This is a genomic window from Mycoplasmopsis edwardii (assembly GCF_900476105.1).
Taxonomy (GTDB): domain Bacteria; phylum Bacillota_I; class Bacilli_A; order Mycoplasmatales; family Metamycoplasmataceae; genus Mycoplasmopsis; species Mycoplasmopsis edwardii.
In genome coordinates, this window is the sequence record NZ_LS991951.1 from 415,786 (window position 1) to 431,689 (window position 15,904).

Annotated in this window: 5 protein-coding genes; 2 read left to right on the plus strand and 3 right to left on the minus strand. The window is 25.8% G+C overall.

Annotated features, from left to right (window positions below; all coding sequences use genetic code 4):
• Positions 1-68 precede the first annotated feature (68 nt).
• The gene (locus D2846_RS01860; RefSeq protein ID WP_117275296.1) at positions 69-2,846 is read left to right on the plus strand and encodes a hypothetical protein; all 2,778 of its coding nucleotides are present in this window, start codon (positions 69-71) and stop codon (positions 2,844-2,846) included.
• 111 nt (positions 2,847-2,957) lie between these two features.
• The gene (locus D2846_RS01865; RefSeq protein ID WP_223211497.1) at positions 2,958-4,076 is read left to right on the plus strand and encodes an IS3 family transposase; all 1,119 of its coding nucleotides are present in this window, start codon (positions 2,958-2,960) and stop codon (positions 4,074-4,076) included.
• Between the two features lie 486 nt (positions 4,077-4,562).
• Here the strand turns inward: D2846_RS01865 and D2846_RS01870 are convergent, their stop codons facing one another.
• The 3 genes from D2846_RS01870 to D2846_RS01880 all read right to left on the minus strand — a co-directional run bounded on the left by D2846_RS01870 (position 4,563) and on the right by D2846_RS01880 (position 15,057).
• Positions 4,563-5,513, minus strand: a complete 951-nt coding sequence (locus D2846_RS01870; protein ID WP_117275298.1) for a hypothetical protein — start codon at positions 5,511-5,513, stop codon at positions 4,563-4,565.
• Positions 5,514-5,794: 281 nt separating this feature from the next.
• Complete coding sequence (locus D2846_RS01875; protein WP_223211498.1) at positions 5,795-6,898, minus strand: IS3 family transposase; 1,104 nt, start codon at positions 6,896-6,898, stop codon at positions 5,795-5,797.
• A 119-nt stretch (positions 6,899-7,017) separates the two neighbouring features.
• A complete protein-coding gene (locus D2846_RS01880; RefSeq protein ID WP_117275300.1) occupies positions 7,018-15,057 on the minus strand; it encodes a GA module-containing protein in 8,040 nt (2,679 codons plus the stop codon).
• Between the last annotated feature and the right edge of the window lie 847 nt (positions 15,058-15,904).

Sequence of the window (15,904 nt, forward strand, 5' to 3'; positions counted from 1 at the left end):
TAGCTAAAATTAATAAAATTCAAAATCCACAACAAAGACAAAACTTTATTGATAGAGTTAATAATTTAATGAACGGCAATAATGATTCTGAAAGAACAACAAATAACTTACAAGAAATAGAAAATGAAATCTCTTCAAGTTATGCAAGACAAGAAGCAGCTAGATCACAAGCTTACACTGAAGCTAAAGCAGTTATTGATTCAATTACTGATAATACAGAAAGACAAAGACTACTAACGCAATTGAAGAAAGCTGATTCAAACGAACCAAAAGATGAATTAACAATTAGCGATATTCAAAGTATAAAAAATGAAGCTGAAGAAATTAAAAATAATGAAGAATTAAATAAAAATAGAGAAGACAATTTTTCAATTTCAGAAATAACTTTTTCAAATATTACTAATGATACAGCAAATGTAAAAATAACATTTTCTAATTATGAATTAGCTAACCCTCTATATAAAAGATTTCTTATTGAATATAATGATGGTCAAAATAAAAATATTTTAATTGATGATTACGATCAAGCGAATAATTATTTAGAAGTTAAATTAATAGATTTAAATAGTAATTCAAACATTTCATTAACAAGAATTTCATTAAATGGAAAAAATATAGATATTACTAATAAAAATACTTCTTTCAATACTTTAGAACATGTGAAGGAAACAAAAATAACAAATTTTGACTATAAATTAATTTTTGAAGGCGATTCTAAAAAAGCTTCATTATCATTTGATATTTCAAATTTTGAAATAACAACATCAACTAACGCAATGTTAAAAGTTTTTAATAATACAGATAACAAAGATGTTTATATTTCATTTACACTTATGCCTAATATGAGTCCTGATTTTGATAATATATTATTCAGTATTTTGGATGAATATGATGATGAAGAGTACGGTGATAGTATTGATTCATTTGCAGATGGATTTTTAGTGGATAAATCATATGAATTAAAGGAAATATTATTAGTTAACAATAATAATGAAGTATCAAAAACAATAACAATTAATGATGGAATAGAAACAAATATTAATACAACAAATAACGCATTAACATTTAATTCTTTAAATATAGTAAATCGTGAAAATAATTTAAATATTTCGCTTAATTTATCTGAAACAATAGAAACTTCTAAATCTGTAAATGCTAGAATAACAGGATCAAATGGTTGATTATCTAATATACAATTAACATTTGATAACTCAGATTCAAAATGAAAAAGTCATTTAAATAATGTTGAATATGGAGCTACATATACAGTTTCACAAGTTATGGTAGACGATAATAGAATTTTCAGTTATACAAATGATAATAATTTAAGTGTTTCATTAGAAAATAACACAAATTTAAATAATGATATTTTTATTAAAAGTGTATTAATTTCAGATACTGAAAATAAAATTGGCAAAAAAATAATAGTTAATTTAAATGGCAATGATTATTCTAAGTTTTTACAACAATACCAAAGTCCTAGATTAGTAATTCAAAAACAAGATACAACAAAGATTTTTATTGATTTAAAGCAAAAGAATATTGAAAATAATAGTATTGAATATATTTATTATGACTTAGAAGAAAATTCAACATATACTATAAAAGGAATATCATTCTTAAATAAAAATGTTGAATATAATCAAGAGTTTAACACTAATCTTTCTCAAACAAAACAAACTTTATCTGTTGAAAACTTAAATAATATATTAACTAATATAACCACAATAAATTTAAATAAAAAATGATGAGCTTCTAGAATTAAACACAAAATAACTAATTTAAAAACGTTATTACTAGAATCAAATTTAAATATATCAAATTATAATTTAAAAGATTATGACATTGAATTAGTTATAGATGAGTCAAAATGATCAAATATAGATGATTTAAATGGAACTTTAAATTTACAATTGCAACTTAAAAGTGGTAGCAATTATTCTAATACAAAAGTTATTAGTTTTAACAATTTATACTCTCAATCATGAATAGTCGCAAATAAAACAAATACAAAATTATTTGCTGAATTAATAACAATTTCTGAAACAGGAAAAACAAAATCAACAAAAGATTTTGATGACGCTTTTAAAAATGACGAATCAAAAATAAATCATGGTGACTTAGATACATCTTTAGGTGGAAAACCGTCAATAATAACAGAGATAACAGATCCAACTTTGGCACAATTTATTAATATAGACGAAAGTTTAATGAACGCACAAAACTCGAACTTTAAAATATTTTTTGTTAAATACTTAGACGTAGAAAATGGTTTTGGTATAGAGCAAACAACACCATATGCAATGTTAGGTTATATACAATACAAGATTCTTTATTGATTTAATACAAGCAATTTTGATGCTAAATATAAAAATGCTGTAGTTCCTGTTTGATTAGGTGGATATAATAACTATACAAACAAAGGTTTAAGTGATTTATTTACTAACATAAAAAATGCTTTAGAATTAGCTTCAAACAACAACATAAGCGCATTTAATAATAATTTTGGATTTAGAAAAGATTTAAATAAAAATTCAGATGAAATATTATCTGAAATAAACACACAAACAAACGATGAAGAAAAATGAAAAGTTTTAATGTCATTAACAAACTTAGAAAAACAAATTGATCATATAGTTTCAATAACACAAAACAATTATGATCCTATTATTAAACGTTCAAATGTAAGATACGGAATTTATAAAGCTGAAAAAGTACAGTTAGGTGAAAATAATTTTATTAAATTTAAAATGTACATAAAACCAGCATATACAAAAGATTCTGAAAAACAAGTAAGCTCAGTAGTTAATGGAAACTACATAGAATTTAAACTACTAGTTAAATAAGATTTACATTTCACAAAAATAAAAAATAGTAATTAAAACGCATAATAGACTGGGAAAAATCATCCGGACACTTTCGGGTGATTTTTTCACAAATTTAAAAGGAGAATATTTATGAGACATTTAAAAAAAGAAGAATGAATAAAAATCTTTAACGCATATGACGACTTCAAAAGTCGCAAGATTAGTAAATTTGAGTTCGAACAAATCTCTTTTTCAATTAGACAAAATTATTGAAATAACAAATCATTAGAATGAATGTTGAGAAAAAGAAAAATGTATAATTTGAACATGAATATTCAATCTAAAACTGGTAAATCAAGTAAAAAAGACAAAGGTGTAGGTAGAAAGAAAAGGAAAGTTCTTGACTATACGTGAATTGATACCTTAAAAGATGATGAAAAAGATGCGGTTATAAAATACTACTATAGAATTTTTAATGAAAATAACATTGATGTTGATATTAAAAATATTAAAGAAATTGAAAAGCTTTCATCAAGTAATAAATCAAAGATTCTATTAATATCCAGATCAACATATTATGAAAAGTTAAAAGTTAAAAAAATTGAAAAACAAGAATATATTAAACACGAAGAAGTCATTCGTCAAAGTTTTGCTGATAACAAAATGAGATATGGTAGAAGAAGATTATCCAAATATTTATTTTTAACTTATAACATTAAAGTGAACCCAAGAACCCTTGGTAACTATATGAAAAGATTAAATTTATTCACTTTTGTACGTAGAAAAAAGAGACAAAAAGAACATAAAAATACTAATGTTAAGTTTGCGGATTTGGTTCAAAGAGATTATAATTCAAAAAATAACATAATTTACGCAACCGATGTAACTTATATACCAGCTCCAAAAGACATTAATCAAAATCATATTTATTTATCAGCTATAATTGATCATAAAACAAAATTTGTAACATATGAAATATCATTAAATAATGATACTGAATTAGTTTTAAATAATATTAAAAATACAAAATTTAAAAATAATTTTATTTTACATTCAGATCATGGTTCTGCATATTCATCAATAGACTATATCAATAAAATTAAATCTTTAAATGGAAAGATATCAATGTCAAGAATTGGAAATAGTTTAGATAATCGTGAAATTGAGTATTTTTTCTCGATACTTAAAAGCGAAATTTTTCCTGATTTTCTATGAAGTGTCGTCAAATGAATTTTGATGAATTATCATACAAAATTAGTGAATTTGTAAATTGATATAATTATAAAAGAATAAAATTGTAAAAACAAAATCCTATTCAAATTCAATTTTTGGTTAAATCCAAGAATTGAATTTGAATAGGATTAAAGTGTCCGAAAAAATTTTCCCTGTTTATAATTACTATTTTTTTATAAAAAGCTTATCTATAACTTCTATATAATGTTCTAGATGAATATACAAAAAACAAAGAAAACAATATAAAAAATAAATCAAAAATCATAAATATAAGCATAGAATTGTATTTAAAAATACTTGAATTTTTTAAAGTCACTATTTTATATATTAAAGTATAAAAATTCAAGCAAAAATTCACATCGAAATATATAAAAGTTATCCAATAATTATTTTTCCAATATTGTTGTCATCTTTATTTTTTTATAAATAAATAATAATGAGATATTTAAATTTAATAAAAAAAATAACAGTTGCTTTCAATGAAAATAACTATTATTTTTTATATTTTAGAAAGTTAAAAAATTAATTTCTCTTATTTGCTTCATTATATGATAATTCTCATACTTGTGCAGTTTCATCAAATCCGATTCTTCCGTTCCCTCTTAATAAAGGTCCTAAATCAGGATCGGTGTTTTTAAGATTTATTAATTTATCATATACACTTCCATTATTATCATATTGAAGATTTGTAATTTTATAAACATTTTCATAAATCTTATCGATTGATCAATCTGTTTTTGCTTTTATTTTATCTAATGTTTTTGTGATAATTGAAAGGCTAATTTTGTTTCTAACATTATCTGTTGAGTTATCTACATTACCACCCGAAAATCTTACTGAATACTTAAATTGAGCAGTAATATTTCATGCCTTGTGTAGACGTTCATAGTAGAAATTATAAGCCGAATTATTTCTTGGTTCCATGTCATCACTTAACTCTTGAACAAGTTTAATTAAAGTTCTTTCATCTTTTCCATCAGATCTTAATTTTCTATCATATTTTGCACTAAAACGATAATTACCTGCATATGCTCTCAATTCAGTAACAAGCTTTTCACAATCTCTTCTCGCAATATCAGACTTTGATCCTCAATTACCAAATGTAAAATCTCTGTAAAAATATTTAGGTAAAGATAATGCTATAGCTCTCATTCTTATAGAATCTGCATATCTACTAAAAATGAAATCTTTTTCCTTGTTTCTAATATCTGTGATAGTTGTTAATCTATTAACCTCATTATCAAATCATTCTAAATACATTTCTTCAGAACGAGTCATTATTTTTGAAGCATCATCTTCTGGACGAAGTAATCCAGCAGCAGCACTTAATTTTGCTCTGGCTCTTGTTTTGACTTCTTCTTTAACTTTTGTTAATGCTTTTATTTGGTCAACATGTGTGCATGATAAAGTTACAGATAAAGGAATAAAACCTAATGTAGTAGTTAAAATAATTTTTGATAATTTATTTTTCATATTATCTCCTTTTTTATTTTATTAATATACATTTTTTTATTGAGTTAATTATATATTAGAAACTTGTTGCATTAAATTTTAAATTAAACTTTTTTGAAAAATGCTAATTATTTGTACATCAAAAAACAAAAAACAACAATCTAAACAGGTAAAATTTTTTCGGACACTTTAATCCTATCCAGATTCAATTCTTGGATTTAACCAAAAATTGAATCTGGATAGGATTTTGTTTTTACAATTTTATTCTTTTATAATTATATCAATTTACAAATTCACTAATTTTATATGATAATTCATCAAAATTCATTTGACGACACTTCATAGAAAAATCAGGAAAAATTTCGCTTGTAAGTATCGAGAAAAAAATACTCAATTTCACGATTATCTAAACTATTACCAATTCTAGACATTGAAATCTTTCCATTTAAAGATTTAATTTTATCAATATAATCGATTGAAGAATATGCAAAACCATGATCTGAATGCAAAATAAAATTATTTTTAAATTTTGTATTTTTAATATTATTTAAAACTAATTCAGTATCATTATTTAATGATATTTCATATGTTACAAACTTTGTTTTATGATCAATTATAGCTGATAAGTAAATATGATTTTGATTAATGTCTTTTGGAGCTGGTATATAAGTTACATCAGTTGCGTAAATTACATTATTCCTTGAATTATAATCTCTTTGAACCAAATCTGTAAACTTAACATTAGTATTTTTATGTTCTTTTTGTCTCTTTTTTCTACGTACAAAAGTGAATAAATTTAATCTTTTCATATAGTTTCCAAGAGTTCTTGGGTTCACTTCAATGTTATAAGTTAAAAATAAATATTTGGATAATCTTCTTCTGCCATATCTCCTTTTGTTATCCACAAAACTTTGACGAATAACTTCTTCGTGTTTAATAAGTTTTTGTTTTTCGACTTTCTTAACTTTTAACTTTTCGTAATATGTTGATCTTGCTATTAATAAAATCTTTGCTATGTTTTTCGATGAAAGTTTTTCTATTTCTTTAATATTTTTGATATCAGCATCAATGTTATTTTCATTAAAAATTCTGTAGTAATATTTTATTACTGCATCTTTTTCATCATCTTTTAGGGTATCAATTCATGTATAGTCGAGAACTTTCCTTTTCTTTCTCCCTACACCTTTACCTTTTTTGCTTGCTTTACCAGATTTAGACTGAATATTCATATTTAAATTATACATTTTTCTTTTTTTCAACATTCTTCTTAATGATTCTTTACTCCAATGATTGTGTCTAATAGAAAAAGAAATTTGTTTGAATTCAAATTTACTGATCTTGCGACTTTTGAAGTCGTCATATGCGTTAAAGATTTTTATTCATTCTTCTGTTTTTAAATGTCTCATAAATATTCTCCTTTTAAATTTGTGAAAAAATCACCCGGAAGTGTCCGGATGATTTTTCCCAGTCTAATCATTAATATTGATTGTTGTTTTTATAAATAATTATTATTAAAGTTGAATAATTAACTTCTATAGTTTCCTTCAATTAATGAATCTTGATATACATGACCACTTCTATCAAAACCATATTTTCCATCTCCTTGAAGAAGAGGGCGTAAGTCTGGGTCATTATCTCTTAAGTTTACGAGTTTATTATATACATTACCTGAATTATCTGAAACTATACTTGTTAACTTGTAAATTACATCATATTTCTTGTCAATTGATCAATCATCTTTTGCTCTTACTTTTTCAATTGCTTTGGTAATAATAGAAGAACTTATTTTTGATCTTATTGCATTATCATCTGAGTTAGCTTCATATCTTATAGTAACACCAAACTGAGCTGATAAGTTTCATGATTTTCTAATATTTCTATCATATTCTGTTCCTTGTAATGCAATTGAAGGTTGAGCTTCTGGGGCATATTCTTTTACAAAATTAAATAATGTTCTTGAATTTGCGCTTTCGGTAAATCCTCTAGCGTTGTAATTATAGTTACTTACATAATTTCTTAAAAATTCAGATTTTTTAACTCAGTCATTTCTATCTCTATCACCAGCGAATCTGTATGATCCTGAGAAGTATTTATGAATTGATAAAACAATAGCTCTCATTCTTACAGCATCTACAAATCTTCCGAAAATAAAATCTGATTCTTTTGTTCTTACATCATTAACTGAAGTTTTTGCATTAACTTCTCGTTTGAAAGCTTCAAGATACAATTCTTCAGAACGAGTCATAGTTTTTGAAGTATTATCAGAAGGCCTCATTAATTGAGCAGCTCTTCTTAATTCTCTCTCTACTCTGTTATTTACTTCAGTTTTTACTTTATTTAAAACTTTACCTTTAATTGTATTCATTTCAGCAACAGTTGATGCTGCAAATAATTCATTGTTTAATTCATTTTTATCATAATCATAAGTTAATAAATTAATTTCTGATTTTGTTGAATCTAATGCTGCTCTTACATCTTGGATAGTAGTTTTTAAATTATTAACTTGATCTACTGATGTTGCAGCGTCAATACTTTCATTCAATTTAGTAACTCCAGATTTCGGTGCAGCAGTATTATTTACACTAGTACTTCAATTTGGATATGTCATTGCGTTAACTAATTTCTTAGCGTCAACTTTTGCTGCAACTAAACGAGCTTCTCTTTCAATGGAATCAACTGTTGATTGTTCTGTAGCAGCATCAAGTCTACTTTGTAAGTCACCTCTATGTGCTGCATCTATTGCATTAATAGCATTTTGTGCATTTGTTTTATTTAAAGTTTTATATTGTCTAATCTTGTTATATAAAGCATCTGCTTTTTGTTGTGTATCAACATCAGCTAATTCAAAATAAAACGCTTGTTTTTTATTAAAGTCTGAAATACCTTCAATTTCTCTTATAATATCGGTCACTTTATTACTTAAATTGTTCAATTGTGTTTGAACACTTTGTTTTCTTGTTTCGATTGTGTTTTTCTCATTTGGTTTAACAATACTATTAATAATGTTATTTTTTGAAGTTTGAGAAAGTTCTGGAATGCCATTAACTAAATTTGTAAAGTTAGTAATCATAGCATCATTTAGTTTTTCATCCATTTTGTCAATAACTTCTGTTTTAAAGTTTTCAAAACTTGTTGTAGAGTTAATTTTATCATCAGATTTTAAAGAGTTAATATCATTTGTGAATTGTGTTCTTTGAGCTTGAGTTAAATTGCTTAAATTACTATCATTAAATTTCTTATTAATGTAGTTACTGTATTCATTAGCAATTTCTTTTCTCATATTGTTTTCGCCATATGTTACATCAGTATTATCTGCTAATTTGTTAGCATCTAACTCATTTGGAATCATTTGGTTTAATCTTGTGTTTAAATTATTAATTTCTCCATTTGTGTTGTGGTTAGCAAATTTAGTTGAAATTAAGTTTTTATATTTATTTACATTTGCATTTCAATCAGCAGGAACTACATTAGTTTGAGCAACAGTTGTTGCTTTATCTAATTCATTTTTCAAGTTGGTTAAAGCTTGTGCACCTGTAGAATATGCATCAAGAGCATTAATCTCATCTTTTTCAGCTTGTATAGCTTGTGATAAATTATTAATTTCTGTAACTTTTGGATCTAAACTAGTTGCAGTTACAGCTTTTAATGTAGTTAATTGTTGTTCATTACTTTGTCCATTTACGTTAGGTAAAATAGAGTTTAATAATGTGTTTTTTGCTGTAGTAGCATTTTGTGATGTTGGGTTTGGATATGGTAAATTCTTAATACTTGAACTTATAGCAGTTACTTTTGCTAATACTTCATCGAAATGATCCATATCGCTAATTGATGCTGCATTATTTAATAATTTTTCTAATTTTTGAATAGTTTCTGTTGCACCTGGATAAGTTCTCTTGTATTCTTCTAACTTTTCTCTAGATGGTCTAAGCCTGTTACCAAAAGCTCTTGCATCACTATTAAAGCTATCAATCTTTGTTAATACATCACTATCATTATTGGATGTCGCTAAATCATCAAATCTAGCTTGTCATGCCGGTCTATTTGATTCTGGTATTGCATTCAATTGAGCTCTTGCATCTTCAAAAAATCCACTTGTTACATTTCCTTGTGAAGCAACTCTTGATCCTACATACTTGGTTACATTAGCACGATTTTGTCTTGTTGTTTCTGATACAAGTTTCTCACGAATAGAAAGTTTAACATCTTCAGGCAGATTATTTCTGTTTTCTTTTTCTTTTATTCTGTGATTAATAACATCTAAATAAAGATCAACTTCGTTTGTAACTAATTCTTCTAATGCATTTAAATCAGTTGTTGAACGCATTTTACGAACTAATGCATCATAGTTAAATTGTTTTCCGTTGGTATCGAATAAGTTAGAACTTTGTTCTCTAATTCTATCACCTCTATCACCATGTCAGAATCTACGAATTTTTGCGCCAATTTCAGGTATTCTTCTGTTTAAGGCTTCAATTTGGTCAGCATTACTTACTTTTACTTCGTCAACTATAGTTTTAATCATTAAAATTTCTTGGCTATTGTTATTTGAAAACGCTCTTTTTGCATGGTTAACAGTTTCAATAGCTTTATCAACTTTTGTTTCAAATGCGTCTAAATCTGAAGCGCTAGATAACTCATTATATAATGAGATTTTTAATTGATCAATAGCTTGACTGGTTTCTCTGAAAGAAGAGTCTCTTCTGTTTATGTTACTGTCATTTATGTTGCTAATTTTATCCGCTATTCTTTTGTATTTATCTAATTTATTTTTTAACTCTTCTAATTTTTCTACAGTAGAAGCATTCATTAATAAATTATTTAATGCATCTTTTACTGCTTGATTATTAATTTGATTGATTTTTCCACTAATTTCATTCATTAATGGTTGTAGTTTATTTAATTTAACTTCTGTATCGGTATAGTTATCACCATAATTTAAATTATCTACATATTCTGCTTTAATTCTTGCTACAGCTGGATTCTTATCTGCTGCATCTGTTTTAGGGAATGGTAAGTTTTCAATCTGTGCAGAATAGTTCTTTTTATGTAAATCATTTAATCTATTCTTAAGATCTTGTAATCCAGCTGATAAATCACCATTATTTAATGTTAATGCATTAATTGTTTGATGTTCAGCGCCTTTATCTGGTAAATGAGCAGCTGAATCAATATACTCATTTACTTTGTCTTTGAATTTATTAAATATTTCTTGATCTAAGTTCGCAAAATCCTTATTCTCTACTGTTCCGCTATTTGTTGTTTTAGCAAGAAGAGCTTTTAATTCATCTTTAATAGGCTGGGTTAAATCTAATCCATCAATTAGTGCTTTGTACTCTTCTAATTTAGCTTTTAGATTGTCTGGAACTAAATTATCTAAAGCTTGTGTTGTTGTAGCTTCATTAACCTTAGCTAATAATGCATTTCTTGTAGCTTCAGAATTTAAATCATTTCCTAAACTATTAATTATTTGCACTTTTGCAGAAACTTTATCTTTAAGGTCATTTAATTCTTGCTCTTTATTAGAAATTTGATCAGCTGTTAAAGCATCGATTTGACTCTTAAGTTCTGCTATAGCATTTGCTGCTGCAGTTTTATCAGGATAAGCAATTTGGTCAACAATAGCTTTAAGTCTTTCTTTTTCTGCTTTTAAATCATTAAGTGCTCTTGCTTCTTCTTTAATGTTACTTCTTTCAACTTGATTATCTTGTGCACTTATTCTATCTTTAAATCCATTCTTTTCTGCTTCTGATAAGTTTGTTAAAGTATCAATATAATCTTTATCTAATGCTTTTGCTATTGGAGTATCTAGTGAGCTAAAGTTATCAGCGTTTGTAATTTTGTCTGCTTCAGCTAATAATGAATCTTTTTCTGTTTGGTCTTGAACTTGATTAATTTTATTTTTTGTTCTTACTAATTCATCTTTATATCTATCTAATAAATCTTTTTGTGCATTATAAGTTGCTTCATTTGTTATTGAATCAACAGCATTCTTTAAGCTTTGTTTTGTCTCAGTTGCATCACCTGTAAATGGTAAAGCATCAATTTTTGCTTTTAAATCTTCTTTTCTTGATTCTGTAAGTTTAGATGTAATTTCATCAATTTTGTTTTTAAATGTGTCAATATCTGAACTTGCTAAAGATTCTTCTCATGAAGGTAGTTGACTTAGTAATTGATTTCTTTTCTCTTCACTTAAACTTGGTAAACCATTTATAGCAGCAATAGCCGCATTTTTCTTAGCATCGAAAATTTCTTTACGTAATGCACTTTCTGCACCATTTTTAGGTAATTTATCAAGTTCACTAATTAAATCACTTTTTTGAGTTTGACTTAATGGGTTGTTAACATCATTAATAATATCTTTATAAGTTGATAATTTGCTATTAACTTCTGATGGAGTTACTAATGAAGCAACATCTGTAGCTGTAGTTAAATTGTTTAGTCTATCTTTTAAATCATTTTTACCTTCAGCATCATCAGAAGAGTAATTAATTTGATCAATTTCAGCTTTTTCATTTTCGATTGCTGTTTTAAGAGCTTCTAATTCTGTTAATTTATTATCTAACTCATTTTCAGGTGTTGTTTCAACTGCACCTCTCAATGATGTTCTAGCTGGAGCAGGTAAAGTTTCAGAATCGTTGTATCCAAGTTTATTTACTAATGCTAATAAATTATCTCTTTTAGCTCTTTCTAAAACATCGTCCATTTCTGAATATGTTTTATTATCTAATTTAGCTTTAGCTGCATCTTTTTGTTCTGGTGTTAAATGTGCTAAGGCATCAATCTTAGCTGCGATTGCTGCTTTTTCATCATTAATTGCTTTAGTAATTTCTGCATCTATAGCTGCTAATTCTTCTGGTGTAGAAGCGTTATTTAATTTTTCATTTAACTTAGCAATATTTTCTGGACTACGTTTTGCAATTTCTTCTTTTAACTCATTGATTTTGTTAAGCATTGAAGGAATTGTTTGATTTTGTAATTTTTCAAGTTCAGCAATATCATTTTCTTCTTCAATTCTTCTTTCTAATGCTGTTTTTGCTGCTGCATTAGAATCTGGGTATGGTAAACGAGCTGCTTGTTCTTTTAAACACTCTTTTAATTTACCTGAATATTCAGCATCACCTTGTGCTTTGTATTTTTCTATATTTTTAAATAAAGCAGCAAATTCTTCATCTGTGTCAGCTTCATCTAATTGTCTATTTAAATCTTGCTTACGTGTTGTAGTTTCACTATCTCTAACTTCTGCTATTTTGGCTTTAGCTTCTGCTATTTTGTTAGGTAAAACATTTTTAATTCTATTATCTAATTCAGTAAGCTTCTCTTGTGTTGTAACTGCTTCAATTTGTGCTTGCAATTCCTTAATTGCTGCATTATTTGGTTTACCAGGGTAATCTAAATCAGAAGCAACTTTTTTAAGTTTAGCTTTAGCAATTTCTAAATCAAGGTTAGGGAATTGATCTTTGTTAGAAATTTTTGCTAACTCTTTTGCTAAATCAACTTTTGTTTCAGCAGGATTATTAACTTCATTTTCAGTTAAAGCTTCGATTTGGTTCTTGTATTCTTTAAGTTTTTCATTTAACTTATCTAATTCATCTTTCTTAGCTGCAACTTGATCTTCAGTTAAACCTTCAATTTGGTTCTTTAATGATTTAATTGTTTCATCAATAATAGCTTTTACTTCTGGATTTTCATCTAATGCATAACTTTCAGGAGTAATTATAGATTTTGCTTCTTCAATCTTATCTAGTAATTGTGCTCTATCAACTATTTTCTTGATATCAGCAAAATCAGTTGCTTGATCAATTTGATTTTTAAGAGCCTCTTTTTGTTCAGGGCTTAAGTGAGTTAAATCATCAATAACTGATTTTTGAGCTTCTTTAGAATTATTGAATGCTTCATTAATTTTAGCTAATAATGCATCAAGTTTTTCTTCAGAACCAGCATTTTTAAATTCTGCATTTAATTTTGCTTGATCATCAGAAGAAAGTTTAGAAATTTTCTTTTTAGCTTCTGAAACTTTTGGTTCAATTTTTTCTCTAATTTCTTGTTCTTTTTGTTCAAGTTGAGTAAATGTTAAATCTTCATTTGCATAAGCAGCTTTTAATTCATTTTTAGCTGCTTCACTTCCTTCTGGGTAAGGTAATGAATCAATAATAGAAGAAATTTTTGCTCTCTTAGCCGCTAATACTTCTTTATGTTTTTCGTCAGCAATATGTTGTAATAATGCTTCTAATTTTTCTTTTGTATCAGCATTATTGAATTCATTTGTTAAGTTGGTTTTATCACCTTCGATTGTATTTAAACTATCATTTGCATTGTCAACTAATTGTGAAAGTTCTTTAAGTCTATTTAATTCTTCTAAGTATTTTTCGTTATCTGCATATTTGTCAGGATTATCTGTTAATGCTTGAATTAAAGCATTTTGTGCTGCAGAGTCTGGTTTAGCAGGATAATCCATTTTCTTAATAAAGTTTTCTAAATCTTTTTTGTATGCTTCTTTCAATTTGTTCTTGATGTCAGCATCACTTGATCCTTTAGGTAATGAATTAATAAATTCTTGTTTTTCTTCTGGTGACAAGTTTTCTAATGCATTAATACCTTTTGTAAATTCTGCTAGTTCAGCATCTTGTAAAGCTTTAACTTCATTTAATAAACTATCAAATTCTTTTGTTTTATTTAAATCGTCATGTAAAAATTTGGCATTGTCTAATTTATCTAATAAAACTTGTTGTTTTGATGGTTCAAGCTTTTCAATTTCAACTTTGACTTCTTTGATTTTATTGTTGTGATCATCAAAAGTGTTTGCTATTTTTTCAGCTAAAGCCATTTTGGTTTTATCGTCATTATCTGAATTTTGGATTGCATTTAATTTGTTTATAACATCTTGAGTACCGTTAGCGTTAACTCCGCCAGGGTATGCAAGTTCCATCATTTTAGCTTTTATTGCTTCAATTGCATCATTTGTTTCTTTTGCAACTTGTTGTTGAGCTTCTTTAGCAATTGTGTCAATATCAGTTAATGTTTCATCAGCATGTTCTGTTTCTTTTGATAATCTATCTAAAAGATTTTGTTTAACAGCATCATCTTTAATTTGATCGATTATAGATTTTGCAAAATCAGATTTATCTTTAATTTTCTTTTCTCATTCTTTTGCAATTTGTTTTTTGGCTTTTTCTAATATTTCAGAACGAACATCTCAAGTTTTAGCTTCCTTAAGTTCATCTAATAAAGCTTGACGTTTTTTAGGATCATTGATTTGATTAATATGATCAAGAATATTCTTTCTTTCATCAGCTTCTTTAACTAACATCTTTTTGATTTCATCTTCTAATTTAATTCTATTTTCTTTACTTTGTTCTAGTTTTAAAAGATCTCTAATTTTTTCTCTATCAGGGTGATTTATTAAAAGTTCATTTAAGTCACTAGCTAGTTTAGAAATTTTTTCATATGTTTTCTTTTCATTATATCATCTTGATCTTAGTAATACTCAAACAGCAACACCAGTTGATGTTGCTAATACTACTGAAGAAAGACCAAGTAATACTTTTTTCATTGTATCTTGTTTCATTTTTTGCCTTTCATATAAATTTAAAATTTCAATAATATTATAAACTTTTTTTCTTTTTTAAATATATATATATTGTAAACTTTTTATTAATTGAAAATTTACTTAATAAGACAATTAACAGATTATATATTTTGTATATTTATAGTGTTTTTTAAGTAAATTGTCTAATAGTTTTGAAGTTAAAATTTAACAAAATTAAGTCAAAAAAAATTTAATATTTATATTTTTGAAAATAATTACTAAAATTCATGATTTAAATCACTTTACTTAAATTTATATATGTGTTGAAGTATAACTATTATACTCATTGAGTTTATTTAAGGAGAAATAATTATGGATAGAAAAAAATGATCAAATGTTTGAATTAGATAATGATTATTTAATTAATGTTATAAATATAAGAAAAATAACAAAATCACTAAAATATAGTGAATTTAAAGAACATTATATTAAGGATCAATTCAAAAAATGATACCTAAAAATAATGTAAAAAAGAAAACGAGTATTTATTAGATACATATAAGTTAAGTCTATTTAATAATGCAAAAATATAAAAAAATTATTTATTTAGTGACAACCAGTGATGCATTTACAATAAATGAATACAATTATAGAGATATTATTGATTTACTATACTCTGACAAATAGAATAATAATCAAGAACAAAACATGTATATTTTATCGCTAGAAGATTTTATACCTAAGTTCAATGTCGAGTAAAAACAAAAAGAATTTTATAAAAAAGATGTACTTTGAATATGAATATGATTGAGACAAAAAACGAAGAAAAAATAGTTTTTAATGATTTTTAATAAAAAACTCCTTGAAAGATCAACTAAATAAAAAT